The organism is Bradyrhizobium sp. CCGUVB14, from assembly GCF_024199935.1.
Lineage (GTDB): Bacteria > Pseudomonadota > Alphaproteobacteria > Rhizobiales > Xanthobacteraceae > Bradyrhizobium.
In genome coordinates, this window is the sequence record NZ_JANADS010000001.1 from 2029460 (window position 1) to 2054439 (window position 24980).

A 24980-nucleotide genomic window follows, 5' to 3' on the forward strand; every position below is an offset into this window, starting at 1 on the left:
GCCCGGCGTGCCACCAGCCGCCCTGCACCGCACCGATGGCCGATCTGAACCGCTTTGCGAGCGCGTGGTCGCCCCTAGGCACTCCGACGATCTCCTTTGAGCTGCACCGCCGAACTCCTGGCTTGCGCCTCGTTGCTGACGAGGCCTTTGGACAGAACGGCAGGAGCGGCCAGACCGGCGACGGAACGCTTCTTCACGCGTTCCGCCGTTCCAACGCCCACGCCCTTCGCCAGGTGCTCCGCGATCAGCTGCTTGTTCGATAGGACCGCCGCGCGCGAAAAATCCTCGCGGGCCCGACCGAGCCACTCGAAGAATGCGGCCGCGCGCTCGGGATGCTTCTTCCACTTGTCGGCGAAGTTCTCGGACGGATCGCTCGGATTGGCGATGACCAGACTGCCATCCTGCGACCGCTCGATGAACCGGTCCATGTTGGTGAGGATCGTGAACAACGCATCGGATATCTTGTCTTCGCCGTTGTAGGCGTGCGCCGCGAGCGTGGTCAGGATGATCGAGATCGGGCGCTCGTCCGAGCGGGTGATGAACATGATGTCGCGGTGTCGCTTCAGGATCATGATGGCAGACTGCAGCGGCGTCCTGACTTCATAGTCCGGAATCGGCTCCGTGCCCGCGCGCAAGCTCTTGCGCATCAGCTCCCGCTTACGCAATTCGAAGATGACAGCCATGCGGCTGTGGAACCACTTCAGATATCCCCGCGGATTCGATCGCGGCCATGTCGGGGATAGAATCTCGTAGAAGGGGTGATCGATGTCCGTGATCGCGATCGCAGTGTCGGCGAGCGACAGGTCGAGGCCACGCGCCTTGAGCAGCACTACCTGCTCCAGCCCGTTGAGAAGCCCGGGCGTCACGTCCATGTGAAACTGTGCGCCATCGGCGTATTCGAGTCGCCAGCATCGGCGATGCTCGACGACCGGCTTGTTCATGCGCCGATAGATCGCGTACAGCCGCATCTCGACGCCGAGACGACGCTTGAGTTCCTTCTGGGTGATCTCGCCCTTCGTGAGCTTGCGGAATTCAACGACGGCATCGATATCGTAGTGCTCGTCATCGCTGATCGGTACGACCACGGTGCCGAGCCCGAACGATCCCTGGATGTGAACCTGAGGGTCGAATTGCCGGATGCTCGAGTCTTCGCGATTGAGCCATTCGCCCAGCGACTTGTAGCTGGTCTCCGCCTGCTCGTAGCGATACGGCGGGATCTCGAGCTCCTCGGCGAGCGCTTCGAGAAATTCTTCGGCATCTCTGGTGATCGTGGGACGCAGGTGCACGTTCATAGGCCTCTCCTTTGTCAGCCGGTGTGTTCGAGCGTATGGGCGAGGATGAAGCCGCCCAGCTTCCTGTTCTGGTCGTAGACTTCGAGGGTAGGGTGCGCCTTCGGCTGCCAGGAACGGCCCGCCTCGATGGCGACGGATAGGGGTACTGCGGGAAAGATGCGCACCACGCAGTTCTCGCCGTGCGCAAACTTGATCGCGTCCAGCGTGGATCGGAACAGCCGCGCGAATTCCGCCAGATCGGTCGGGCGGCGCATGATGTCGTTGTGGGCCCCGCTGGCGGCGATGGACCAGATGGCTGCGCCGGTGCCAAGGGCCGAGACGATGCGGTCGTCGGCAACGGGAGCGCTCACCTCGAGTTTCAGCGCCACGGGACCGTCGGTACGCGACGGGCGCTTCACGTCGAACTCGATGGGCCGTCCATCCGGGTCCCACTTCCATCCCTTGGGGCTGCGCAGGAGTTGTCGAACTTCGGCTGTCGCGATGTCGGAGATCAGGCGACCGAGTTCGAACAGCAATGGGATCGGCGCCAAACCGAAAACGGCAAGGCGCCGAATTTCCTGACGCTCCATGCGGCCGCGCACCTTCTCGGCGAAGCCGGACCGGAGATTGCGTACATGAGTGCGCCAGAAGTCGGGATCGTGGTCGGGCAGATCGAGGGTCGCAAGGTCGAGGTCGATCCAACCGTCGTCGAATGGATAGCGGTCTGGGATCATCGCCCACTTCAGGTCGCCTTTGGCGACCGGAGACTCGTTTGTCCCGATCCGAGCCGCGTACCGAATGACGTGGCTGCCGAAATCCTCGTCGATGGCGGTGACGGTCCGGATGCGTGCTTCGTGGCGGCGCTTCATCGCCGTCAGAACTTGTTCCGGATGCTCGGCGACCATCTCGCGGTCGAATACGCGGTGGTGCACGTCACAGACGAGCATCAGGTTGTCGGGATCGTGGGCGAGAAGTGGGGAGCGGATCGAATCCCCGCGAGGGCCGTCGGGAGAGTCGGCGACGATATGCCCGATGTAGGCCGTGTTCGCGTTCGCTGCGCCCGAGATCTGATCGCCAATGAGAAGCTTGTTGCACCCCGCATATTGGCAGCGGCCCGCCGCCCGGGCCCAGACGACGTTCTCGATCCTCTTAGGCTGCGCCTTTCGCTTCGTCGGGCGTGGTGCTCGCGCGGGTCGGCGCTCGCGGTTCTCCGCGGCTGCGGTCTTCATGGCGGGCTCCGCGAAGTGATGCGGGCGGGGGCGTCATCGCTCGATGGCGGATGAAACCACTTGCTTGCTCCTGCACAATCGAGCCATGCAGGAACCGAACTCGTAGCTCGTCACAGTGATTGTGACTCTTTGGACGTTGCGGGATAGGCGCGGCCCATTTTGGCGCGGGCTTTTTCGGTCGTGAACATCCATTTGATGCGGGCGCCAGCGGCATTTCGTTGTTTCTCCCATGCGGCGATTTCGCGGCGGAGCCAGTTTGGGTCGTCGATCCTGCGGCCGAGGCACTGACCGCGGAGCACGCCGATCTCGATCTCGACCATGTTGAGCCAACTGGCGTGCTTTGGGGTGTAGTGGAACTCCAGGCGGCGCAGAATTCGCCGGGCTTCGTCAGGCGCGAATGCCTCATAGAGGGAGCCTACGGAGTGGGTCGACAGATTGTCCTGCACGACGCGGATGCACCCGGCGTCGGGATAATGAACATCGACGAGTTCGCGCATGCACTGGGCGTAATCTTCTGCCGCCCGTCGCTCTGTGACTTTGACTTTGCGCCATGGCCGATGCACGTCGATGCAGACGAAGAGATTGACGGTGCCGTTGCGGCGATACTCGCAATCGTAACGTTCGAGTTGGCCCGGCTCGGCGGGGATCGGCTCGCGAACCTCGCCGATGAGCTGGACCGGGCTCTCGTCGAAGATTCCATGGGGAGTGGATAGCGACTAGGTCTGAGGCCAGACTGAGGTTGCTGAATCCCTTCAACCTGGAGAACGACGATGTTGCTCGATCATCATTCCGACGGACCGGCCGCTATCCGCACGCAGTTTGGCGCAATTTTTGTGTCGTTGGAACTGAGCCGTTCGACTTGGCTGGTTACCTCGCTATCGCCCGGCAAGAGCGAGAAAATGTCCAAACGCAGCGTGAAGGCCGGCGATATTGCGGAACTCTTGAAGCTGTTCGCAGAGCTAAAGCGCAAGGCGCAGGCGCGAACGGGTGAGAGCTATCCGATCATTACAATCCAGGAGGCGGGGCTGGATGGGTTCTGGCTTCACCGCAGTCTGCAGCAGGAGGGCATCGAGAGCCACGTGGTGGATCCGGCCTCGATCGCGACTTCGCGCCGGCGCAGGCGGGCCAAGACGGACAGGCTGGATGGCGAGACGCTGCTGCGGGCGCTTTTGGCCTACAAGCGCGGCGAGCCGCGGGTCTGCGCGATGGTCGTTGCTCCCTCTCCGGAAGAAGAGGACCGCCGCCGGATTTGCCGTGAGCGGCGGACATTGATCGCTGAGCGGATCGAGCATGTGAACCGGATCAAAGGCCTTCTGTTCGCGCAAGGGATATCTGATTACGCGCCGTTGCGGCGCGACCGGCGGGCGCGCCTTGAGGCCCTGCGTACGGGGGACGGTCGCGCACTGCTGCCGCATCTCAAAGAGCAGGTCAGTCGCGAACTCGATCGGCTCGAACTGCTGCTCGACCAGATCAAGGCAGTGGAGGCCGCGCAGGATGCTCTCCTGGTCGAGGCGGGAAAGCCAGCCGGCGAGAAGAAGGGCGCAGCGGACCCGGTCACAATGCTGCTCGCCTTGAAGGGAATGGGCGCCAACTTCGCCGGGGTTCTCTGGTCGGAGGCCTTCTACCGCCACTTCGCCAACCGTCGTCAGGTTGCTGCCTATGCCGGTCTTGCGGCCACGCCATGGCGGAGTGGCGGTATCGAACGCGAGCAGGGCGTGTCGAAGGCCGGCAATCCGCGGCTGCGCACAACCATGGTCCAGCTCGCCTGGCTCTGGGTGCGCCACCAGGGACAATCGGCTCTGGCGCAGTGGTTCAAGGCGCACAGCCAGCGCGGCCGCAAGCGTGCGATCGTGGCGCTGGCGCGCAAGCTGCTCGTGGCTCTGTGGAAGTACGTGACCGCAGGCGTCGTGATTGAGGGAGCCGTGATGAAGTCCGTCGCCTAACACAAGCGCTTTCCCCCGCAAACTCAAAACCAATCTGCCGAGGTTCGATCAGCCTCGGCCGATCCGGGTGGACGAACCGATGGTCTGCATGGCTTCAAAAAGCCGCGTCGAAGAATGGTCTCGTCCTCTCGAGCCTGCCCGCCGCAAGCGGAATGTTGGTGCAGTTGCCTCGCGCGACGACCGAATGTGAGTTTGATCTGGCAAGTAAACCAGATTGCCAAAACCGGGCTCGACTTGGATCGCCATCGAAAAAAGGAGCTATCTGGCCTGCCTACGCCCGACCACATCAGCCTGATGGCGTGCTCGATCAAGTCAAGGCCAAGCCGCTGCGCGGCGGCCCTACGGGCCGGCCTTGACTTGATCTGCGCGCCCCATCTCCAAAGCTCCAAGGTCGGGACGAAGAGCTGGCCTGCCATCGAACAAAGAGCTGACCAACCACCTTGACACACTCAATCCCCATGTGAGCAGACCAGCGGCCGCTCGGGATCCGGCGCCTCGGCGTAGAGATCGAGCACGTCCTCCATGCGGGCGACGTATTCGCCATCGACCTTTGGAATGCACCACATATCCTTGCGCCACGGCTTGAGGCCGTTTTCGGCCAGCCGCCGGCGCACCGTCTCGCCCGACAGGCTCTCGTGGTCGGTGAGCCTGACCATGGCGTCGGCCAAAAGCTCCAGCGTCCAGCGGGCGCGACCCTCGGGAGGGGTTGCGCAAGCCGTTGCCACCAGCAGGGCTTCCTCCTTGCCGGTGAGCTTGCGCTCTGCGCCAGGCCGCGGCTCCTCGCTCAACGCCTGCTCCAGATTGCCTTCCACGAAGCGCCGCTTGGTCCGGTACACGGTGGAACCACCCACCGCTACGGTGCGGGCAATCTCTTCATCGCTGCGGCCGGCATCGGCCGCCAGCAATATCTGGGCGCGCTTGAGCTTGCGGGCAGCCCGCTTGCCCTTGCTCAACATCGCGGTGAGTTCACAGCGTTCGGCTTGGCTCAATTCGACCCGATAACGTACATTCATCGCGACCTCCTTGTCGGAGGACCGGACGAATCGACAAATGAATCGAAAATCAGGCGCCGCTCGCAGCCTCAGCCCTCAAGGCTTCACCGAAAAGCAGGGCCAGTACCTGGCCTTCATCTACACCTACGCGCACATGTTCCGACGCCCGCCCGCCGAGACCGACATGCAGCGCCACTTTCAAGTCAGCCCGCCTTCGGTCCACCAGATGATCGTGACCCTCGAACGAAATGGTCTCATTCGGCGCCAACCCGGCGTCGCTCGAAGCATCCAAATCCTCGTGGCTCCGAAAGACCTGCCCATCCTGAACTGGCTCGGAATCAACCAGTCATAATCAGTGTGACGAGGTACTCGAAGCAGGCGAGGAGCCTGCCGAATAGCTGGCGTCCGCCACTCGCGTGGTGGTCACGCGAGCGAATTTCTTGCCGCCGAGTTGCGCGCGAACGCGCGGATGCCGTCTCAAGACCTGCATTTGCCCCCCGGTGCGCGCTACCGTTTCCCCAATAGCGCGTGGGTATTCCCTGAGATGGTATTTCCGTGCTCAAACTTCAAGATGTTGATAGTGGAAACTCAGCTCGACCCCACCTATTGACAATGGACGAATCGACCCGACTGTGGGAAACTGGCTAACTCCGGTGGAGGGCCACATTCCGCAGCCCGTCGCAAGACATGCCGTGCCGTCCTCAGTTCCCACAGGACCACGGTCAACGAGCTTCGCTTCGCTAAACTATCGACACGGTCGCCGGATCTTTGCCTTCCGGATAGAAGGCCACGATAGCGTCGTTGAAGATCGGCTGCTTCGAGACGGCGTCGAACAGCCGTCATACTCGATCGAAACTTCATGTCGTCGGGCGACCCGAGAATATCGGCAATCGATTTGTCGCTGGCCGCCACGATAAGCCGGGTGCATTCGACGAGGCGCGGTCCCAGCACATCATGTTGCAGATAAGCGGCGGCTTCCGCGCGAGAGCTAATCGCAAACCGCTGCACCATCGCGCTGAAGCTTAGACCAGCGATTTGCGGGAAAACAAACCACATCCAATGCGTCGCCTTACGGCCGCGGCCCAGTTCTTCGACGACCCGCCGGTAAACCGGGTTTTGCGCGTCCACGAAACGCTGCAGGTCGTACGGATCACTCACGCGTTATCCCTTCCTTTCGGACGTGGCCGGCTTGTCCGACCCGACGGACACAACGTAACCCTGCGATCGGAGATCCACCAAGGACGACGACAAATAATGCCTGGGCGAAATATCGAACTGCCGAAGACGGGTTACGCCATCGAGATCGACGGAATTCTCAAGTCCAAGTTCACCACCAGGGAGGGCGCTGAAGATGGCGCCGTCGAACTGAAGCGCCGCTTTCCGAAGGTTCGCGTTCGCATCTACGGCGCCATCCAGCAAACGAAATTCGATCCGCCCGTTTAGTTCAGGCGGAGCCTATAGCTGCGCCGCCGAGGCAAAATAGGAAGGCTATAGGCAGGTCGATCCCGGCCTTGACTTTGTCACCCCAATGAGAACAAATTGAGAACGATCTCTGGTTCAGCCATGGTACGTAGCTCACCGAAGCCGTTCAGCTTCATCAACAGTCCAATTTGTTAATAGGGAATCGCCGTAAGATAATGAAGCCGGATGGTGGGTCAGAATGAAGAATGCTCTCTTTGCTTCGCGGGATGGTTCGCCCGCAATAAACCCCATCTCGCCTGCTCGCGAGCTTGGAGCCTACGAGGAAATGTGGCTCCAACCTGGAGCTACCTTCAAAAACATTGCAGAGCGGTTTGCGAAGGACCCGACAGCGCTACCCTCCGACTTTGTTGCTCACTCGATTGCGGACGCAAGAGCACGGGAAGTCTTTCAAGCCTTGAAGACTGCGGGCGTCCATGGCTTCGGCATTCGGATCAACCACGCTGGTGACTATCCCGAGCGGTTGCGAGATGCTCAGCATCCGGTTGAGTTGCTCTACTATCGGGGCACGTGGGAATTGTCCGAGACCCGCGGCGTGGCAGTTGTCGGTAGCCGTAGAGCATCTGCGGAAGGTCTAAAGCGCGCTGCCCGGATTGCGCGTGAGCTGGTCGGCGCCGGGTTCACGGTGGTCTCGGGTCTCGCTGCCGGTATTGACACCGCTGCGCACAGGGCCACGCTCGAAGCTAAGGGGCGTACAATTGCGGTGATCGGCACTCCTCTCGGAGTGACGTATCCCAAAGAAAATGCTGAGCTACAGGCTCAGATCGCGAGCGATTACCTTTTAATCTCTCAGGTGCCGGTTCTACGTTACTCAAAGCAGGCCGTGCCACAAAACAGACTGTTCTTCCCTGAGCGAAACATCACGATGAGTGCGCTCACCGAAGCAACCATTATCGTCGAAGCGGGTGAGACTAGCGGGACGCTAACCCAAGCGCGCGCCGCGCTTCATCAACGGCGGAAGCTCTTCATTTTGGACTCTTGCTTCGCAAGATCGGACATCACCTGGCCAGCCACTTACGAGGCGCGGGGGGCGATCCGTGTGAAGAAGTCGGAAGATATTTGGGACGCTTTGGGTGACCATCCAGCTTCGACAAATCGATGATCAGAACCGTATCGACCATGATTTCATACAGCCAAATGATGAGTGCTATTACCTGTTCGAGTACACGGCTCGGCAGGGCTACGGTTTCAGCGCGACGAATTCTCTTATTTCTAATTTGAAAAAGAAGCCTTCTCAGCGGAACCAGCTCCACTACGTTTACAAAGGGCGAGCAATCAACGAGTGCGCAGCGGTGCTGGGGCCAGCTATCAACCCGAGATGGCTTACTGGCGGAGTGCTGGTTCCGATGCCGCCGTCGAAGATCAGAACTGACGCCGAGTACGACGACCGAGTGGCGCAAATCTGCCGGGCACTGCGATCCGCAGTAGCTATCGACGTGCGAGAGCTGCTATTGCAGACGGCAAACTTGCGTGCAGCGCATGAAAGCGATCAACGTCCTTCCGTTCAGGAGATCAAGGATGTCCTCGCAATAGACGAGTCGGTCTGCAACCCAGAACCGACCCGAATTGGGATCGTAGACGATGTGTTGACTGCTGGCACTCACTTTCGTGCTGCCAAAGAGGTGTTGAGCAACCGTTTCCCCGCCGCACATATCGTCGGTTTCTTTATCGCTCGAAGGGGCTTTGCGAACCCATTTGAGGCCGACGACTTCTCTATCTTCGGTAAGTAAAGTCCGTGGTTTGGTTGTAGCGCCCTGACAACGTAGTCGTTGCGCGGCGATCTACTACCTAATCGTACCCTGGGGTTTGGCCGAAGGCTGAGCAAGAGCACCGCCGACGAAAGGCTGTATTGACTAACCACCCGGTCACCCATCCCATCGTTGCCACTTCGCCCACCGTGTCACGCGCGTCATGGAACGCTTTGCAGGGTGCGGTGCCTAAGCCCAACAGGTCGCTTTCGGCTCTCACCGTGGCGCTGAAGTCCGCAGATGTCTCCTTACCTCCTCTGGCTGCCCCTATAGTGTGCCTAGCGTACAGCTAGAGGTGACGAAAAAACTTGGACACCAGCACACTCACGCGCTCAGGTTTGGCAATCTCTCTGAGGGAGATGGTGCCGGCAGCCCGTACTCCTCCTTGGCTGCCGTGCTCCAACGCTCGCTGGGCCCGCGTGCCGTCGTCGGACCACACTCTCACGTGCCGCCGGCCGCCGCAGCCATGCGCTGCATCTGAGCGTCAGTCAGCGAGGGCGCGACAGGATGCGCTGCAAGCGGGGCCTCGGCTGCCTCGATGGGCCCTATCAAAGACTGCCAGTACACCCATTGCTGCTACGTTGGCCGCTTTGAGGTCATTCGTTCCGAGCGATTTCTTGAGAAAACCTGCCTCTCGCAGTCTGAGTTGAGCACACGGGCAACGGCCTCTTGTAGGCGCTCGGGCACCTTCCGCTTGGCGTAGAAGGTACCATGTCTGTCCTTGATCAGTCCCATTAGCGCGCGCATCAAAGCTACGTGCAGTCCAAGTCATGATTTGCGGGAGGTTTTTGATCTATCAGCGCTTCTAGCGCCGCTGGCGTGCCCTAGCGGAGGGAGTGAATCCTGCGCAACTATGCCAAAAATCGCTCAATTTATGCGCGAGCTGCCACCTGCGGTGCGAGTCTGCAGCTAGATGACGTGATATGCCGATCTCGCAATCGTTCTTTGCATTGTCGACGATCGGTGAATCGGCGAAGCGAACACGTTGAGCCTGCGCACGCGAAAGAAGAACGCAAAAGCAAACTGCCCCTCCACTCTCCTCACGGGACGCTGTCGATCCCGGTCTCTTCGTCAACCTTGTGTAACAAACCCAACCTAGAGGTTGCGAATGGTCAGCATCTCTCCCCGAGCTCACGCTTCGAGCGTGCTGATCAGAATCGCACCGGAAATGTTCACGGATTGATTGGCTATTTGATGTCCGTCTCAACGGCTACGAAACGGTTGGTCTTGCCAATTCTTCGTCGACTTCGGCCAAGCCTGCGAACCAAGATCGCCCTGCTTGGAATAGTGGGCGTGCTCGTCACAGGAGCGACTTGCATCGTGGGGCTGAATTATGTTGCGCAGGCGCAGCGCGAGGCAGACCAAAGCACCCATCTTCGCGCTCACCTGGCGGCGCTTTCCGAAGCGTTCCTTGAATCGCAACAGCTGGCGCTGGAGTTCCTGCGCAAGCACGATGAAGCATTGATCGCGCGGCACGCGCAAGGCATTAAGAAGGCCCTGGGTGACCTCGACCAGATCGAGGAGTATGTTGCTTCCTTGCCAGAGGGCGATCCTCTGAAGGACGTGTCATTCCTCCGGGCCGGCATTGGCCTTTACGCAACGCGTTTCAACAACATCGTTTCAGCGCAGCGCGTGCTCGGGTTCGCCGAGAACGATGGCCTGCAGGGCAAGCTGCGCGACGCCGTACATCAGGCCGAATCCCGGATGGCGCAGTTCAATCAACCGCAGCTAACCGTGTTGATGCTGATGATGCGGCGGCACGAAAAAGACTTCTTGCTGCGGCGTGAGGAGAAGTACGGTGATGAACTGGACAAGCGGGTCGCCGAGTTTGGAGCCGCGCTGGAGTCTTCCGAGTTGGCGTCAGCCACCAAAGTGGAACTGAAAACGCTCATTGATTCGTACCGAGCCAGTTTCGTAGCCTTCATGGTTGCCCAACAGGCATTGGATGATCAGATTGATGATCTCGGGCAGATCTATGGTCGCAATCATCCTCTCCTGTTGAAAGCGATCGCTACAGCTGATGCCAGTTCTGCCGCAGCCGAAGAGCGTGCCTCGCGAATCCGCCAGATGCTGGGCTGGGGCATTGGGCTTGCCACACTCGCAATCGGCTTCGTTGCGATTTTTGTCGGGCAGGGCATAGCTCGGCTGATCACTCGCATGACACAAGCGATGCGCCAGCTGGCGGCTGGGCAATTCGAGGTGACCCTGCCTGGACTTGGCCGTTCGGACGAAATCGGTGAGATGGCGCAGGCCATGGAAGCCTTCAAACTTAAATCAAAAGAGAAGGCGCAGGCCGAGCTTGTAGCGAATCTGGAACAGGATCGCTTGGCAGGAATGCGGCGGAAGGCGGAGCTTGAGAAGCTTGCCATGACTTTTGAAAATGCAGTAAGCGGCGTCATCGATACACTGTCATCCGCTTCGACCGAGCTGGAGGCGTCCGCTCGTAGTCTGACGGACACGGCGCACAACACGCAGGAAGTCTCGCGCAAGGTCGCCTCCGCCTCGGAGGAAGCTTCAGGCAACGTTCAGATTGTCTCTGCGCGTACCGTTGAGATGATCGCGTCTGCTACGGAGGTTAGACGTCAGGTCGAGCAATCTGCAGAAATCGCAAGAAGCGCCGTGCGTCAGGCGGAAGAAACCGACCGAAAAATAAAGCACCTATCGACAGCTGCGCTGAAGGTTGGCGGCGTGGTTGAGCTGATCACCGCAATTGCCAGGCAAACAAACCTTTTGGCTCTTAATGCAACGATCGAGGCTGCACGAGCGGGCACAGCCGGCCGCGGCTTTGCCGTTGTTGCGCACGAGGTAAAGTCGCTGGCAACACAAACAGCCAAGGCGACCTCGGAAATTGCAGAGCAAATCGCAGATATCCAAACCGCCACGGAGGAGTCGGTCAGTGCCATCACGCAGATCAGCAGCAGTATCGGCAGGATCTCGCAAATCGGCTCAAGGATTGCTGCAGCGATCGAAGCGCAGGGTACGGCAACCAACGATATAGCGCAGAATATCCAACATGCGGCAGAAATGTCGACGCAGGTCGCCAGCAACATCCGGCAGGTTGCATTGAGCGCCTCAAGCACAGGCGCGTCATCCTCGCAGGTACTGACGTCTGCGAATGCACTCGCTCAAAATAGCCATCGTCTCAGATTGGAAGTCGATGGTTTTCTGGCCGGGGTCAGGTCGTGATGATCTGAAAACTCCAGCAGAACTATTTGACAGCGTGATTATTTGCTCGCATTGGGGATCTCAGAATGCCTGTCTACCTTGCATCGTATGATTTGAAGGAGACCAATCCTGATCCGCACCCCACTTTTTTGAAGCAGGCTGCGGCGCAGGGCTGGAAACTGTGGATACTTGGCTCGAACAACGTGCGGTATCGACTGCCGAACACAACGTTGGTGGGCACATTTGATGCTTTGGCCGTTGCCGAGGCCAGGCTCGAAGCAGCCCGGTTGGCAACGGAGAACGAAATTGGCGGCACCGTCACGACGAGCAAGTGGATTGTTGCGGAATACGGGCCCACTCGCTTCAATTCCGACGAACGGCAGAGCGCGTAAGGCCGCCGGAGTTATGTTGGCGGCCCCAGGTTCGTCACAATCCTCGCTCGCAGCGTTGTGTTTAAACAGCGTTGTGCTTTGTCGGCCCCGTGGTTGCGCCAGGTCCGGCATGTAAGGCGGTGGTACGCGGGGATCAAGCGAGTTCGCCACCGCCACCGTCTGCGGCGATGCGCGGAAGTCGAGGTGTTTAACCGCGCCGTACATGCAATGGGCTCGGCACGGAGACCGCTCCGATTCCCGAGAACCTGGTCTCGCGGAAGGCCGCTATGGCGATCGCCGAGGCAGAGGCCCTGATTGGCGCCGTCGACACGGCCGGAGGGCGATGTCATGAGCCGCATCTGCTCGGCTTGCCCCACCAGACAGAATCCCTTGCCAAGGTGGTTTGTGAACACCGACGAACCGGCCACCATTGCACTTCTACGAGACAAACATCTGCGTGAGTGATACGGCGGTTCGCGACCTGGTCACCCAAAATACAAGAGCGCACTGGGGCGCTGCTGGGTGCGCCCCGTGTCAACGTGCTGGAACGGCTTAATCTGGCCTTGATATGGGCCCATTTCAGGCACGTCGATGACCATCACTTTGATGGGAGCTGCTTCGTCGTGGACGACGATGTAGCAGTCGGCCACAATCTCCGTTTGCCAAGGCGCGATGGCCTGCGATTTTGTGCTCCGCTTCGCGGGGCTTCGGATACACGGCGGCCATGGCGAGTGCGGGTGCTCGGAGTTCTCCAAGCCCCAAGGCATCTTTCCACAACCAGATGCTACCACACAGCTATCGCGTACTTGCATGCCTCTCGTTTCAGCGTAGCGTCGCTGTGTCCGAGTCATTGGTTTCGCCTCCAGGCGGAGTGGTAGTGGGATTGTTTTATGTCGCATGCATCCCCGGCGCAGACGGTTTTTCCATTTGGCGATCAGCCGGACGAGCTGTCGCGCGGAGATCGGAAGGAGGTGGCGTGGGACCAAGTTCTGTTGGGTGCCTTCGCTGATCGCGGCTTCCAGTCAGGTTTTTTGCCGCTGGCTGAGGAGGCCGTGCGCGCACAGCCTGGCGATGGGCATATCCTGCTGCTCGCCGCTACGGCGGCGCTGCTGGATGAGGATGCGGCCCGCGCACAGGTCTTTCTGAAACGCTTCCGCAAGCGCTACGTTGCGATCGATGCTTGCTACCTGTTGGACGCCCTGGCACTCGCGCAGCAGAATAGGCTCCTGCCGGCGCGTTCGCTGCTTGACGCTCACGGGCTCACGGATTGGCTCAACGTTGCGAACGTTTTTCCCGGAGGCCTTGAGCGTCGGGGATGGCTCTACCGTCACTACGCTCGGATCTTCGAGCCCAGCAAGACCGTCCGGAGCAGGCGCTCGGCCGCCGGTCCGGTGCCAAAAGCCAAGACCCGCGTCAAGCCAAGGCCGCCCACGGAGGGGGCCGTTACGCCGACCATACCGGCTTCGTTGCCGCTGATCGACATCGATATTCCCTTCACCACCGAGCTCAATCTCGCGCCGTTGTTGGACGCCTTGCACAAGCCGCCGAACAGCGACGGCGCCTTGTATGGCTTGCGCGAGCGCTTTGCCCATCTCGGCCTCGCGCAAGGATTCGACGAGCTGCTCTGCCTGCCGCATCTGCGCGGCATCGAAACCTTCTGGTACCAGGTCGAGACCGTGCGCAAGGTACTCAAGCAGCATCGTGGTCGCGTTCTGCTTGCCGACGAGGTCGGGCTCGGCAAGACCGTCGAGGCCGGCATGATCCTCAAGGAGTATCTTTTGCGCGGCATCGTCGACAGCGTTCTGGTTCTGACCCCGGCCTCGCTCGTCGGGCAGTGGCAGGAGGAGCTCGAATCGAAGTTCGACATTGCCTGCGCGACCACTCATGATGCGCTGCTGCGCAGCGACCCGGAAGGGTTCTGGCGGCAGAATCGCCTGATCGCTTCGCTCGCCCTGGCGCGTCGCAGCGAGCATGCGGCGCACATTCTCGACCGTAGCTTCGATCTCGTCATCGTGGACGAAGCCCACCATCTGCGTGACCGCACGAGCCAAAGCTATAAGCTGGTGGATGCGCTCAACAAACGCTTCGTCCTGCTGCTGTCGGCGACGCCGGTGCAGAACGATCTCACGGAGCTCTACAACCTGCTGACGCTGCTCAAACCCGGTATCTTCAAGACCATGAAGGAGTTTCGCGCGGCTCACGTGAGGGCGGGCAAGCCGCGCCAACCGGCCAATCCCGAGCGCCTGCACGAGTTGATGCGCGGCGCCATGGTGCGCAACACCCGCGCGGTCGTCGCGCTAAAATTGCCGCGCCGTCACGCCGTGACGATCTGCGCGGATGGCACCGAGGGCGAGCTGACAGCCTACCGCGAGCTCGAGGCCGCGGTGCGGCGACTGGCGGCCCAGGGGACAAATCGGCTGGCCCTTCGGCATCTGCTCGGCGCTGCCGGATCATCTCCGGCAGCGGCCGCCGCCGCGGTGCGGCGCTTGTCCGGCCGCCACGTCGATGCAAGCTGGCACGCGCTGGCGCAGAAATGGGCCTGCATTGGCGTCGGTGGCAAAGAGGCGGCGCTCCTCGACCTCTTGCGTCGGAACCCGGACGAGAAGAAGTTGGTCTTCGTTCATTACCGCGAGACGCTTGAGCATCTGGCCACGCTGCTGGCACGCGAAGGTTTTGCCTTCGCGCGCTTCGAGGGCGCGCTCAGCGGCCCCGCCAAGGACGCCGCCATCGCAGAATTCCGCGAGCGGGTGCCGGTGCTGCTGTGCACGGAGTCGGGTGGCGAAGGCCGCAATCTCCAGTTTTGCAATACGCTGATCAATTTCGACGTGCCGTGGAACCCGATGGCGATCGAGCAGCGCATCGGACGCATCGATCGCATTGGCCAGCAACGCGAGGTGTTCGTGTTCAACCTTGTGACTCGCAGCACTCTGGAGCAGCAGATTTTGTCGCTGCTCGACGAAAAGATCTCGATGTTCGAGCTTGTCGTAGGTGAGGTCGGGGCGATCCTGGGCGGCCTCGACGAGGACCGCGATTTCGCCGACCTCATGCTCGATGCTTGGCTGCGCTCAACCGAAACAGGCCGCGCGGAGGCGTTGGACGCGCTCGGCCGCCGTCTGAAGGGAGCGCGCGAGCACCACGAAAGTGCCAAGGCCCTCGACACCGCCCTGTTCGGTGATGAATTCGAGACCGTGTGAGCCGAGCCGATGAGTGAACTGCGCGACTTTGTCGCTGATCTCCTGGAACGCCGGGGCGCCGCCGTCGAGGCTCTCGCTTCGGACCGGCTTGAAGTGCTCGCGCCTACTCCCCTGCAACGACAGCTGGGCTGGCCCGAACTCACGCATCTCGGCTTCGGGACGCAACAAGCTCCGGGCGCGGTTGCGATAGCGCTCGAGGGGGACTGGCTCGACCGCTTCGGCGCGATCCTCGCCGACGAGGGGCGATGGAGTGAGCGGGAGGTTCGGCTCCCCGCTCCGGTTCCACCCCCTAGTGCCCCCGAAAAGTTGCTCGATCGCGTCCTCGACCTGCCGAACGCGATCTGGCGGCTCCAGGGCCTGTCTGCAACCTGGACACGCTGCCTGATGCTGGCGTTCCGCGTCACCGCGCTGTCGGACGAGAAGCGCGAGAAACTGATTTGGCTCGGTTTCAACCTCGCGACTGGCGCGGCGATTAGCGACGTCCTGGCACAGCTGCGACCGGCGCTGGCGCAAACTGCCGATTGGCACATGCCCGACGCGGTGACCAAGCGCGTGGCCGGACCGGGATGGAGCTCAGGGACGCTCGCGGCGCGGCTGCGTCCGCTACTCGAGTGCGAGGCACACGACAGCATGGAGCCGTTCCTGCGGACGATGCGCCGCCGACTGGAGCGAGACCGCGACCGTGTCCATGCCTATCACAATGACCTGCGCGAGGGGTCATTGAAGCGCCTAGCGGCGCTCAACCGCACGGACGGAGACCGCGCGGAGGCCGACCGGCGGCGCGAGACGCTGCGGGTGGAGGCGATCGAGCGCGAATATCGCGCCAAGCTCGACGACCTGCGCCGCAACTACGCGCTGCGCGTCACGGTCGAATGGGTCCAAGCGCTTGAGATCTATGTACCGGTGCAACGCTTCGAGGTGCTGATTCGCCGCCGCAAAGGGCAGCGCATGATCCGGCTTGACTGGCACCCGCTGGTCAGGACGCTTGAGCGGCCGCTCTGCGAGGCGGGGCCGGGCCTCGATCGCGTGCGCCTCGTGTGCGACGACAATCTGCACCTGACCGATACCGCGGGCCATGCGCCCTGCAATTCATGCGGCAAGCCTTTCTGCCGCGCCTGCTTCCCGCAGGGCTGCCCGCGTTGCTGTCACACGTAAATGAAAACGGCGGTGCGCTGCGGGCCGCTATCGCGCACTCCTGCTTGGGTTGACCCGCGACAGTCGAGGAGGGCGGATCATATTCGTTCGCTGTGGCTCTATGAGAGCACATGCGATTTGCCACGGAACGCTCGGCAAGATGCCAGAGCAGAAACGCCGCAACCGAAGATCCGCGATTGCGCACTGCGACAAGCTCCTGTCATGGCCAAGCGTGGCAGGATGCGACATTCAGTAGCTCTAAAAGTCCGATGAGCCAAATCGTGCAAAATCGTAAAACGACGCGCCACGGCTGACGACACTATTCTTTTGTCGTAGCGCCACAATGCCGTCGCTGGCAACATGTTGCGTTCCATGTCATTCGGAACGCTGAGACGTTGCGTCCCATTAGCTCGATGGGGTGGCAGCTTGAGCCGTGGCGGTCGACGAAGGTCAAACCGTGCTGCTCGATACTTTCTAGCTAAGAATATTTCTCCTATAAAATGTATGTTCTTAGAATCGCGGTCAGCCCGCGTGCGAATTTTCCCATTGGCCGTTCCAAGCCTCTCGCCTTGGGAAGAATGCCGGCCCCCTTGCCCCTTCGCGTGGCTTTCATCTTTGCAGAGGCATTCTTATGGGCCGGGCTCAATCTTCGAAGCGGTGTTCAGCTTGTCGGTGGATCTTGTCGCCGGGCCGCAGTTCCGGTGACAATACGTTCATATCTCGCATCCCACGGTATGCGTGCGATGGATCGTAGCAGTGCCGCGTAAGCCGAAGGCTTACGCCATCAGCTACTCTTTCCCATACTTTGTCTTGCTATGCGCCCGTGGGGTCGCCCTGCTAAGTCAACCCGTGGCGCTCTGCCCCCCAACCCAACAATCTGCCGAGCGCTGACCTGCTGCGGTCATCATTGCGGCCTCAATGGCCGTGAAAGCGCCGTTCCAATCATAGATTTATCAGCAGCCACGCTCTAACTTCTGCAAGTTCGGATCGCAATCGTATCAAGAGCAGTTTGTTATCTGGCGCGTAGCCCCATTCGACGTCCGAAAGCCGGCCGCCGAGGAGGCTGTCACTGGCGGATTCTGCCAGTAAGCGCATCTACGCCACCAAGCACGGCACCTTTGCCCCGCACGGATCACCTAGATCTCGGAAACGGCATAACCTTGCAGTCTTCGTCTTTGACGATGTTGTCCAGGAGCTCACATTGGTCGGCCAACTTGGCATATGTTTTGGAGATGCTGACCAGGACGCACAATCGCCTAGGCGACACATCACCGGCTTTCGACATGTCCCTGTAGATCTTAGCGAGTTCGCGATATTCTTTAGGTCTCAGCATGCCTATGGCTCCGCGACACATCGGCATGTCTCTAGCTCCGTGACCGCACCGCTACCATCAATGCGTATCAGATGAATTTGCATTATGTGGCCTACTAAATTTCGTAGGCGTACGCGACCTCCTATGTAGCGATATTTATTGGATCATCACCGCTCGCGGAGTGTCCCATGGTGAGACGACGTCGGATCGAACTCCCATCACTGCGTGAACGGCTGACGGCAGTTGCGAAACAAGCACGGGACAAGGCATCGCAATTGCCCCGGGACCGGAGCGCAATAGGTTACTCATCAAAGCCGAACAGGCCGACGCAGCATCCAGATTTGACGAATGGGTCTAAGCTTCCAGCCAGGCCCCCAAGCTGTGACAGCCCACCCCCGCATCAAGCGCTGCACGGCCTCAGCACGAGCGCTGCCAGTGCGTCATTTCGTGCGCCACCCTCTCACCTGATCCAAATCGCTGTACGGCCTCGCCAACGTGTTCTCGATAGCAGACCGTTAGAAAGGGCGCTCGCCGCCGGCCGGTGACCGCGGTTCATTGGCTGCGCCGAGAGTCGGAGATGGTGCGTGCGCGGCTGCGACAATCGAACGGGCGAGCTGTTCAGCTACGTTGATCTGGAGGGTACTCATACGACGAAGACCGCCTGATTGACGCATGCGCGCGGGCACGGCGAGCTCTATGATGGTGTTGCGTGAAGGTCAGGCAGCCTGATGATCGGCGGGCGTGTCGGCTTGGCGCAGGAGCTTCCATTCCCAAGGCAGCAGTTCGTGCAGACACGATGAGGGAAGATCCGCGATACGGGCAAGGACGTCGGCGAGCCAGGCCTTGGGGTCGACGTCGTTGAGGCGACAGGTCGTGATCATCGTCAGCATGATGGCGGCCCGGTCGGCGCCGCGCTGGCTGCCGGCGAAGGTCCAGTTGCGCCTTCCCAGGGCGATGCCTCTCAATGCGCGCTCGGCACAATTGTTGGTCAAGCAGATCCTGCCATCGTCGAGGAAGCGGGCGAAGTCGTCCCAGCGCCGGAGCATGTAGTTGATTGGCTTCAGGACCTCAGAGGAGCGCGAGAGGGTTTCGCGCTCACGCAGCAACAAAGCGTGCATGTCCTCGAGAAGCGGCTTGCTCTTGTCCTGGCGCACGGCGCGCCGCTCGTCGGCGCCGCAGCCGTTGATGGCGCGCTCGACCTCGAACAACGCATCGAGGCGTTTGACCGCCTCCAGCGCGATCGGAGAGACCGGTTTGCCCTTCTTCCCTTCCCGAGCATTTTTCTCGATATCAGCCAGCTCGAAGAAGCCCCGCCGCGCATGGGCAAAGCAATACGCCGGCGTAATCGGCTGCGCCTTCTTCCGCGGGTCGAACAGCGGCTCGAAGCCGTTGTAGCAGTCCGCCTGGAGGATTCCGCTGAACCGGGCCAGGTGTTTTTGCGGATGCTCGCCTCGTCGGTCGCTCGAGGCGTAATAGACCGCCGCCGGCGGCGCAGGGCCGGCGAAGGGCTGGTCATCCCGCACATAAGTCCAGATCCGGCCGGTCGTGCACTTGCCCTTCGCCAGGATGCGGATGGTGGTGTCGTCGCCATGAAGGCGATCGGCAGCGAGCACATGGCGTTCGATCAAGTGGAAGAGCGGCATGACGGCAAAGGTCCCGTGGCCGACCTGGTCGGCCAGCGTCGACAACGGTAGGTCAATCCCCTCGCACTTGAAGCGCGCACTCTGGCGGTTGAGCGGGATATGCATGCCGAACTTGTCGAACAGGATCGTCGCCAGCAATTGTGGGCCGATGAAGCCGCGGGGCGTGGCATGGAACGGCGCGGGCGGCTGGCTGATCTTCTCGCAATCGCGGCAGGTGAACTTCTCGCGTACCGTCTCGATCAGCTTGAACCGGCGCGGGATCTCCTCCAGCGTCTTGGTCACATCCTCACCGATCTTCGCCAGCCGCGATCCACCGCAGCAGGTACAGGTCGTTGGAGCCTCAATAACGACGCGCTCGCGTTCGATGTCGTCCGGCCATGGCTTGCGCACCGGCCGCTTGCGCATGAAGGGGCGGACGTTCTGCGTCTTCGCCGCTGCGGCCTGCGCGGCAAGCTCATCCTCGCTCGCCGTGGTGACGAGTTCTTCGAGTTCCAACTCCAGCTGCTCAAGCAGCCGTGCCGTGCGCTCGGAACGCTGCCCGTACAGTTCGCGTTTGAGCTTCTCGATTCGCAGCTCGAGATGCGCGATCAGCGCCTCGTTGTCTGATAGCTCCGCCCGCGCACTAGCAGCCACCGCCTCGGCTTGCAGCCGCGCCTCACGCTCGGCCTGCAGCGCCGCCAGGGCACTGACAAGGTCCGATGGAAGTTCGTCCGGCTTCGATATCATGAAGCCATTGAATCAGATCAAGCAGCAGATTCAAACCGTAAAACAGCTATCCGACCCGCGTCGGACGCTGGGTTTCTTGTGGATTGCGCCAATCGATCCCGGACAACAGATAGCTCAACTGCGCCGGCGAGATCGTTACCGATTCACCGGCAACAGATGGCCAAATGAACCTTCCTCTCTCGAGTCTTTTGGTAAACAGGCATGCGCCCTGGCCATCGTGCCAGATCATCTTCACAAGATCGCTGCGGCGACCGCGGAAGACGAACAGATGACCGCCGAGCGGGTCTTTGCGCAGCACCTCCTGCACTTGGAGCGCCAACGACGGAAAGCCTCTGCGCATATCCGTGTAGCCTGTTGCGAGCCACACTCGCGCACCTGTCGGAACCGGGATCATCGGCGCACCAGAGCATCGAGAACTCGACGCAGCGCGTCTCCATCAACCTCGCCATCGACCCGGATGCGGTGTCCGCTACCAAGATCAATCTCGATGATCCCCTGGCTCCTTCGTCGACGCGCCGGTGCCGTCGTCAAAGGCGCTTCGGCCACATCCCGGGGCGGCACAGACGGCCCAATCTCGACCGGCACTAACGGTGCTATACTCGCATCATTGTGCTTGCAAAGCTCTTTGCGCCACTTGAACAGCTGGCTCACATGAAGGCCGGCCATGCGAGCCACCTCGGAAACAGTGGCTCCGGGCTCGAGCGATGCTGCAACTAGCCGTTCCTTCTCATCCTGCGACCACCGCCGCCGCCGCTCGACCGATGTGATCACCTCTGCCCGCGAAATCGTCATAGCGCTTCTCCTAGGATTACCCCTAGGACCTGCAGCGTTCGCATCCGTCAAACAAGGCGGCCCTCAACGGAGGAATACTCTGGAGGTGCGGGTGCGGCGTGATCGTCCGCTGCGAGCGATCCGGACGACGGTGAACGAGGCGCTATCGGCGCTGGAAGGGAGTTTGCCGCGCTATGTTCGCCGATTAGGCGGCCGTCGATCCCGCCGGAGAAGCTGCTGCGGGCTATGCGGTTGCAGGCGTCTTATTCTATCCTTGCAGATTTGGTGGATGCTGTTGCTGAGGGGAAAATCGTTTCTCGCTCCGAGACCAGAAAGCCATAAGCTGCAACCCACTCGCTTGGTAGATGGAGCAGATAGGCTACCGGCAAGCTCGCATGATGGCCCGAGAGCGTCACGGCGACCTGACAAGTGTCTTGTTTGCCAACTGACCGCAATATTGCTGTGCAACGCCGACCGAGTGCCGCCCCTTCTTGGGAAAGTCCGTATCATCGATGATCCAAGCTTCGATCTCTCCGTGACGTTCGATGGCCGGCAGAACTAACTCACGGATCTTGCTCAACACTTGCTGATCCGACCAGCCGCCTTGACCGACAAGATGCAACAACGCCCGATGCTGTGGCGCTGTCCCCTCAGGAGCCTTCATCGCTGCCATCGGCTCGACGCTCTTGATCGCATGGCATCATCAGCCCGATGCAGTAATCGCGAAGCGGTTTGGCTCGTCCCGTATGTCTGATCACGCTCGCAAGGCACTCAATATATGTCGAAAGCCGCGACACTATGTCCCCCGATTTTGTCAGACCCATCTCGGCCTCCCGCCGCTGAAAAGTGTGTCCTCTCAAATATAGGATTCCCGTCGACAAGTGCCGCGACACTCATCTCAGTAAGACTAGAATTTGAGATGGTGGGCCAACTGCGCTCCGCCAGAGGAAGTCTCTCGAGAGCCGCCCCTGTTGCAACGCGCACGCACCGTGTCTGATGCGCGACGATGTGTGAAGATGCGAACCGGCGCGCTTTGGGGCGACCAGATTGCAGTTCAATGAGTTTCTCCTTTGGCACGACGAATGCTTTGGATTAGCGCAACGACGCGTCGGACCGACATATCCCCGTTGGAGCAGGGTGATCGGTCGTATTCGATAGAAGACTCCGATCATGACCTCATTCCTTATCCAGAACCGTTTGCGGCAATTGGCCGTAGGCGCTGCGGTCGCCGCCTTGGCCTGCTCCGGTCCGGCTTCGAGGGCTGACGCGCTGCGCTACCCCTTCGCGGCCACCGCGTCGAGGTTCGATCGGTATGGGGCGACCCAAGTGGAGGACCCTTACCAGTGGCTAGAGGACAACATTCAGACCGCGCCCCGGGTCCGCAACTGGGTCGAGGCGGAGAACCGTCTGACGAGGAGATATCTGGCAAGAGTGCCTGAGCGTCGTGCGATCCTCCGCAGACTCGAAGCCCTCCACAATATCGAGACGGTGAGCCCGCCCGTGCGTCTGGACAGCGGCAAATTCTTCTTTCGCCGGCGCCCCGGTGATCAACAGGCGGCGCTTTGGGTCGTCCGGAGCAACAGTTCAAAGCCCGTGAAACTCATTGATCCGGCCTCGTGGAGCAAGGACGGGACCAGCGCACTCGCTGACGTCGCCTATGAGCTGAAAGGCCGGCTGGTAGCCTATGCGGTTCATGATGCTGGCTCCGACTGGCGCACTTGGCGGGTTATCGACACGGCGACCGGCAAGGTCTTCCCCGACGAGGTGCGCTGGAACAAGTTCGGTGCGGCCGCCTGGGATTACGCTGGTCAAGGGTTCTACTACACGCGCTTTTCGAAGCCGCCGAAGGATGAAGAATTCCGTGCTCAGAACGCCGGCGAGCAGCTTTATTACCACCGGCTCGGCGAGCCCCAGGCCAAAGATCGACTCGTGTATGAGAACAAGGCCAACCCTGACCACATGTTCATCGGATCGGTCTCTGCCGACGGTCGCTACCTCATCGTCAACTCAGGGTTCGAAGGTGGTGGGGCGACGCTACTCGTCGAAGACCTGACCCGGCCCGAGGACGGATTCAAACCGATCTCCATTGGGAAGCAGGACCAGCTCGCCAGCAATCGGTTCGTGGCTGTCCAGGGCGCGGTGTTCTACGTGTTGACCAACGAAGGCGCGCCCAACCGCCGTTTGGTCGCCTTCGACCTCGGCCATTTGGGCAACCCGCCACGCATCATCATCCCGGAGACCACAGATCCCCTGCTCGCGGTCACTTGCGGCGGGGAGCGGTTCTTTGCGCACTACTTGCATCACGGAAAGTCGCGAATCCGTGTCTTCCGTGAAGACGGGGCGCAGGACGGCGAGGTCAGCCTGCCTGGTCCCGGCCTAGCGCGCGGCTTCGCCGGGCCGGAGGACGCCTCTACAGTCTACTTCGATTACACGAGCTTCACGACGCCCTTCAGCGTCTACCGTTATGATATCGCGACTCGCAGGGTCGCGCCCGTACTACGGCCGCGGGGACCGGTAAACCCTGCCCACTACGTCGTAGAGGAGGCTTTCTACACCAGCCGGGATGGCAAGCGCGTCCCGATGTTCCTCGCCTACAGGAAGGGCGGCTTGGTCAAAGGCGCGACGCCGACGTTGCTCTATGGCTACGGTGGCTTCGGCCTCACCTTCCCACCCGACTTCCGCCCCGAGCAGGTCACCTGGATGGACATGGGCGGGCTTTTTGCCTTCCCCCAGCTGCCGGGGGACGGCACCTACGGGGAGGAGTGGCACCGAGCTGGCATGTTGCAGAACAAGCCGGCGGTGTTCGACGCCTTCGTCGATGCGGCCGAATACCTCGTGGGTGCCGGCTACACGAATCCTCGAAAACTGGCCGCGCTGGGTTACAGCAATGGGGGCTTGTTGATCGGCGCAACGACCACGAAACGCCCCGACCTCTTCGCTGTCGCCTTCCCGACCGTGGGTATCCTAGACCTGTTGCGCTTTCCCCAATTCAACAACGGGCGGCTCTGGGCTCGAGAATACGGCGATCCGGAAGATTCCAAGATGTTCCCGATCCTGCGCAGCTACTCGCCCTATCATAACATCCAGCCAGGCCGCCGATACCCAGCCATACTGATCGGGACGGCAGAAACTGATGACCGTGTCGCGCCCATGCATAGCTTGAAGTTCGCCGCGCGCCTGCAAGCGTTGGCCGCTTCCGATAAGCCGGTGTTGCTACAGGTGGAGATGAAGGCCGGGCATGGGGCAGGCACGAAGCAATCCTCGGTCGCGAACGAAGCTGCGGATCGGCTCGCTTTTTCGCTCAAGAACCTCGACATGCGCCTGCCACCAGGCTTTGGTCGCCCTTAGTGAGCCGATGATGAAACCGTGCCTGCCTGCGCAAACTGGCGGCGATCCGCCGCCGGCTCGGCGGCCGCCGTCTGCTGGTGCTGAGGCGCTGCGGAGGGCGGGTAGGAACTCAAGGCGTACCGCAAGGGTAAAGGCAAGAGGTGAAGTTATGCCTCATCGGGCATGGGCTGATGGAGGACCGCCACGGCCTGCTGGTCGACAGCTGCCTGACACTGGCTGACGGGCATGCCGAACGAGTGGCGGCGCTGCACATGATCGAGCCTCGTGCCAACCGGCCGACAAGGATCACCCTTGGCGCCGACACAGCCTACGGTGCAGAAGACTTCGTCAACGCGCTGCGCGCGATGAACGTGACGCCGGATGTAGCGCAGAACACCAGCGGTCCGTCGCTCTGCGATCGACGGGCGAACGACCCGGCACGGCGGCTATGCCGTCAGCCAGCGCATCCGCAAGGGGATCGAGGTGGCATTCGGCTGGATCAAGACGGTTGTCGGCAAGAGAAGACCGGCTTCCGTGACCGGGATCGCGTCGATGGACTTTTCCTTCGCTGCCACCGCCTACAATCTGGTGCGGCTGCCCAAGCTGATCGCGGAGGCCAGCTGATGGCCAAGGTACCCGGGTTCGCAAGGCCTTTGTCGGCTGTTGGCGCATCGT

General features: G+C 61.0%; 16 protein-coding genes and 5 pseudogenes. 12 read left to right on the plus strand and 9 right to left on the minus strand.

Annotated features, from left to right (window positions below; translation table 11 throughout):
* Positions 1 to 74: 74 nt before the first annotated feature.
* The 3 genes and pseudogenes from NLM32_RS09475 to NLM32_RS09485 all read right to left on the minus strand — a co-directional run.
* On the minus strand, positions 75 to 1292 hold the full coding sequence (locus NLM32_RS09475; protein ID WP_254103352.1) for a nucleotidyltransferase: 1218 nt from the start codon (positions 1290 to 1292) through the stop codon (positions 75 to 77).
* A gap of 14 nt (positions 1293 to 1306) precedes the next feature.
* Positions 1307 to 2500 carry an SAVED domain-containing protein gene (locus NLM32_RS09480; RefSeq protein ID WP_254128783.1) on the minus strand — a complete coding sequence of 398 codons (1194 nt, stop codon included), beginning with the start codon at positions 2498 to 2500 and terminating at the stop codon, positions 1307 to 1309.
* A 110-nt stretch (positions 2501 to 2610) separates the two neighbouring features.
* Positions 2611 to 3192, minus strand: a pseudogene (locus NLM32_RS09485) (IS630 family transposase); the annotation flags it as partial.
* A gap of 78 nt (positions 3193 to 3270) precedes the next feature.
* Here NLM32_RS09485 and NLM32_RS09490 point away from each other — a divergent pair.
* A complete protein-coding gene (locus tag NLM32_RS09490) occupies positions 3271 to 4443 on the plus strand; it encodes an IS110 family transposase (RefSeq protein WP_254128738.1) in 1173 nt (390 codons plus the stop codon).
* Between the two features lie 464 nt (positions 4444 to 4907).
* Here the strand turns inward: NLM32_RS09490 and NLM32_RS09495 are convergent.
* Positions 4908 to 5456 (minus strand): annotated as a pseudogene (locus NLM32_RS09495) (IS630 family transposase); the annotation flags it as partial.
* Between the two features lie 37 nt (positions 5457 to 5493).
* On the opposite strand from NLM32_RS09495, the gene NLM32_RS09500 reads away from it, so the two are divergent.
* On the plus strand, positions 5494 to 5787 hold the full coding sequence (locus tag NLM32_RS09500; RefSeq protein WP_254128687.1) for a LexA family transcriptional regulator: 294 nt from the start codon (positions 5494 to 5496) through the stop codon (positions 5785 to 5787).
* Between the two features lie 388 nt (positions 5788 to 6175).
* On the opposite strand, the pseudogene NLM32_RS09505 reads toward NLM32_RS09500, so the two are convergent.
* A pseudogene (locus NLM32_RS09505) lies at positions 6176 to 6593 on the minus strand (DUF1810 domain-containing protein).
* Between the two features lie 96 nt (positions 6594 to 6689).
* Here NLM32_RS09505 and NLM32_RS09510 point away from each other — a divergent pair.
* From NLM32_RS09510 to NLM32_RS09540, 7 genes are all read left to right on the plus strand, one after another.
* Positions 6690 to 6878 carry a hypothetical protein gene (locus NLM32_RS09510; protein ID WP_254128784.1) on the plus strand — a complete coding sequence of 63 codons (189 nt, stop codon included), beginning with the start codon at positions 6690 to 6692 and terminating at the stop codon, positions 6876 to 6878.
* A 217-nt stretch (positions 6879 to 7095) separates the two neighbouring features.
* Complete coding sequence (locus tag NLM32_RS09515) at positions 7096 to 8016, plus strand: DNA-processing protein DprA (protein WP_254128785.1); 921 nt, start codon at positions 7096 to 7098, stop codon at positions 8014 to 8016.
* Positions 7988 to 8644 carry a hypothetical protein gene (locus tag NLM32_RS09520; protein WP_254128786.1) on the plus strand — a complete coding sequence of 219 codons (657 nt, stop codon included), beginning with the start codon at positions 7988 to 7990 and terminating at the stop codon, positions 8642 to 8644. Before NLM32_RS09515 ends, NLM32_RS09520 begins: the two co-directional genes overlap by 29 nt.
* A 1197-nt stretch (positions 8645 to 9841) precedes the next feature.
* Entirely contained in the window at positions 9842 to 11848 is a 2007-nt protein-coding gene (locus NLM32_RS09525) for a methyl-accepting chemotaxis protein (protein ID WP_254128787.1), read from the plus strand.
* Between the two features lie 65 nt (positions 11849 to 11913).
* A complete protein-coding gene (locus tag NLM32_RS09530) occupies positions 11914 to 12219 on the plus strand; it encodes a hypothetical protein (protein ID WP_254128788.1) in 306 nt (101 codons plus the stop codon).
* 869 nt (positions 12220 to 13088) lie between these two features.
* Entirely contained in the window at positions 13089 to 15392 is a 2304-nt protein-coding gene (locus NLM32_RS09535; protein ID WP_254128789.1) for a DEAD/DEAH box helicase, read from the plus strand.
* Positions 15393 to 15401: 9 nt separating this feature from the next.
* Positions 15402 to 16547 (plus strand): hypothetical protein, encoded by a 1146-nt coding sequence (locus NLM32_RS09540; RefSeq protein ID WP_254128790.1) that lies wholly within the window; start codon positions 15402 to 15404, stop codon positions 16545 to 16547.
* A 2007-nt stretch (positions 16548 to 18554) separates the two neighbouring features.
* Here the strand turns inward: NLM32_RS09540 and NLM32_RS09545 are convergent.
* Genes NLM32_RS09545 through NLM32_RS09555 form a run of 3 tightly spaced genes read right to left on the minus strand, consistent with a single transcriptional unit; the run spans position 18555 to position 20999 of the window.
* Positions 18555 to 20207 carry an IS66 family transposase gene (locus NLM32_RS09545; protein WP_254128656.1) on the minus strand — a complete coding sequence of 551 codons (1653 nt, stop codon included), beginning with the start codon at positions 20205 to 20207 and terminating at the stop codon, positions 18555 to 18557.
* Positions 20208 to 20253: 46 nt separating this feature from the next.
* Positions 20254 to 20601 (minus strand): IS66 family insertion sequence element accessory protein TnpB, encoded by a 348-nt coding sequence (gene tnpB, locus NLM32_RS09550; RefSeq protein ID WP_254128655.1) that lies wholly within the window; start codon positions 20599 to 20601, stop codon positions 20254 to 20256.
* The gene (locus NLM32_RS09555; protein ID WP_254128654.1) at positions 20598 to 20999 is read right to left on the minus strand and encodes a transposase; all 402 of its coding nucleotides are present in this window, start codon (positions 20997 to 20999) and stop codon (positions 20598 to 20600) included. The genes tnpB and NLM32_RS09555 overlap by 4 nt, the downstream gene beginning before the upstream one ends.
* Before the next feature lie 79 nt (positions 21000 to 21078).
* On the opposite strand from NLM32_RS09555, the pseudogene NLM32_RS09560 reads away from it, so the two are divergent.
* A pseudogene (locus NLM32_RS09560) lies at positions 21079 to 21260 on the plus strand (IS5/IS1182 family transposase); the annotation flags it as partial.
* Positions 21261 to 21390: 130 nt separating this feature from the next.
* Here the strand turns inward: NLM32_RS09560 and NLM32_RS09565 are convergent.
* A complete protein-coding gene (locus tag NLM32_RS09565; RefSeq protein WP_254128791.1) occupies positions 21391 to 21651 on the minus strand; it encodes a transposase in 261 nt (86 codons plus the stop codon).
* Between the two features lie 497 nt (positions 21652 to 22148).
* Between NLM32_RS09565 and NLM32_RS09570 the strand changes: the two genes are divergently transcribed.
* Positions 22149 to 24326, plus strand: coding sequence for a prolyl oligopeptidase family protein (locus NLM32_RS09570; protein WP_254128792.1), 2178 nt, complete (start codon positions 22149 to 22151; stop codon positions 24324 to 24326).
* Between the two features lie 117 nt (positions 24327 to 24443).
* Positions 24444 to 24929 (plus strand): annotated as a pseudogene (locus NLM32_RS09575) (transposase); the annotation flags it as partial.
* Between the last annotated feature and the right edge of the window lie 51 nt (positions 24930 to 24980).

What these genes read in the sequence shown, in the direction of transcription:
- NLM32_RS09475 (WP_254103352.1), bottom strand. Translation starts at nt 1,292, where the DNA reads ATGAACGTGCACCTGCGTCCCACGATCACCAGAGATGCCGAAGAATTT.
- NLM32_RS09480 (WP_254128783.1), bottom strand. Translation starts at nt 2,500, where the DNA reads ATGAAGACCGCAGCCGCGGAGAACCGCGAGCGCCGACCCGCGCGAGCA.
- NLM32_RS09490 (WP_254128738.1), top strand. Translation starts at nt 3,271, where the DNA reads ATGTTGCTCGATCATCATTCCGACGGACCGGCCGCTATCCGCACGCAG.
- NLM32_RS09500 (WP_254128687.1), top strand. Translation starts at nt 5,494, where the DNA reads ATGAATCGAAAATCAGGCGCCGCTCGCAGCCTCAGCCCTCAAGGCTTC.
- NLM32_RS09510 (WP_254128784.1), top strand. Translation starts at nt 6,690, where the DNA reads ATGCCTGGGCGAAATATCGAACTGCCGAAGACGGGTTACGCCATCGAG.
- NLM32_RS09515 (WP_254128785.1), top strand. Translation starts at nt 7,096, where the DNA reads ATGAAGAATGCTCTCTTTGCTTCGCGGGATGGTTCGCCCGCAATAAAC.
- NLM32_RS09530 (WP_254128788.1), top strand. Translation starts at nt 11,914, where the DNA reads ATGCCTGTCTACCTTGCATCGTATGATTTGAAGGAGACCAATCCTGAT.
- NLM32_RS09535 (WP_254128789.1), top strand. Translation starts at nt 13,089, where the DNA reads ATGTCGCATGCATCCCCGGCGCAGACGGTTTTTCCATTTGGCGATCAG.
- NLM32_RS09540 (WP_254128790.1), top strand. Translation starts at nt 15,402, where the DNA reads ATGAGTGAACTGCGCGACTTTGTCGCTGATCTCCTGGAACGCCGGGGC.
- NLM32_RS09545 (WP_254128656.1), bottom strand. Translation starts at nt 20,207, where the DNA reads ATGATATCGAAGCCGGACGAACTTCCATCGGACCTTGTCAGTGCCCTG.
- tnpB (WP_254128655.1), bottom strand. Translation starts at nt 20,601, where the DNA reads ATGATCCCGGTTCCGACAGGTGCGCGAGTGTGGCTCGCAACAGGCTAC.
- NLM32_RS09555 (WP_254128654.1), bottom strand. Translation starts at nt 20,999, where the DNA reads ATGACGATTTCGCGGGCAGAGGTGATCACATCGGTCGAGCGGCGGCGG.
- NLM32_RS09565 (WP_254128791.1), bottom strand. Translation starts at nt 21,651, where the DNA reads ATGGCAGCGATGAAGGCTCCTGAGGGGACAGCGCCACAGCATCGGGCG.
- NLM32_RS09570 (WP_254128792.1), top strand. Translation starts at nt 22,149, where the DNA reads ATGACCTCATTCCTTATCCAGAACCGTTTGCGGCAATTGGCCGTAGGC.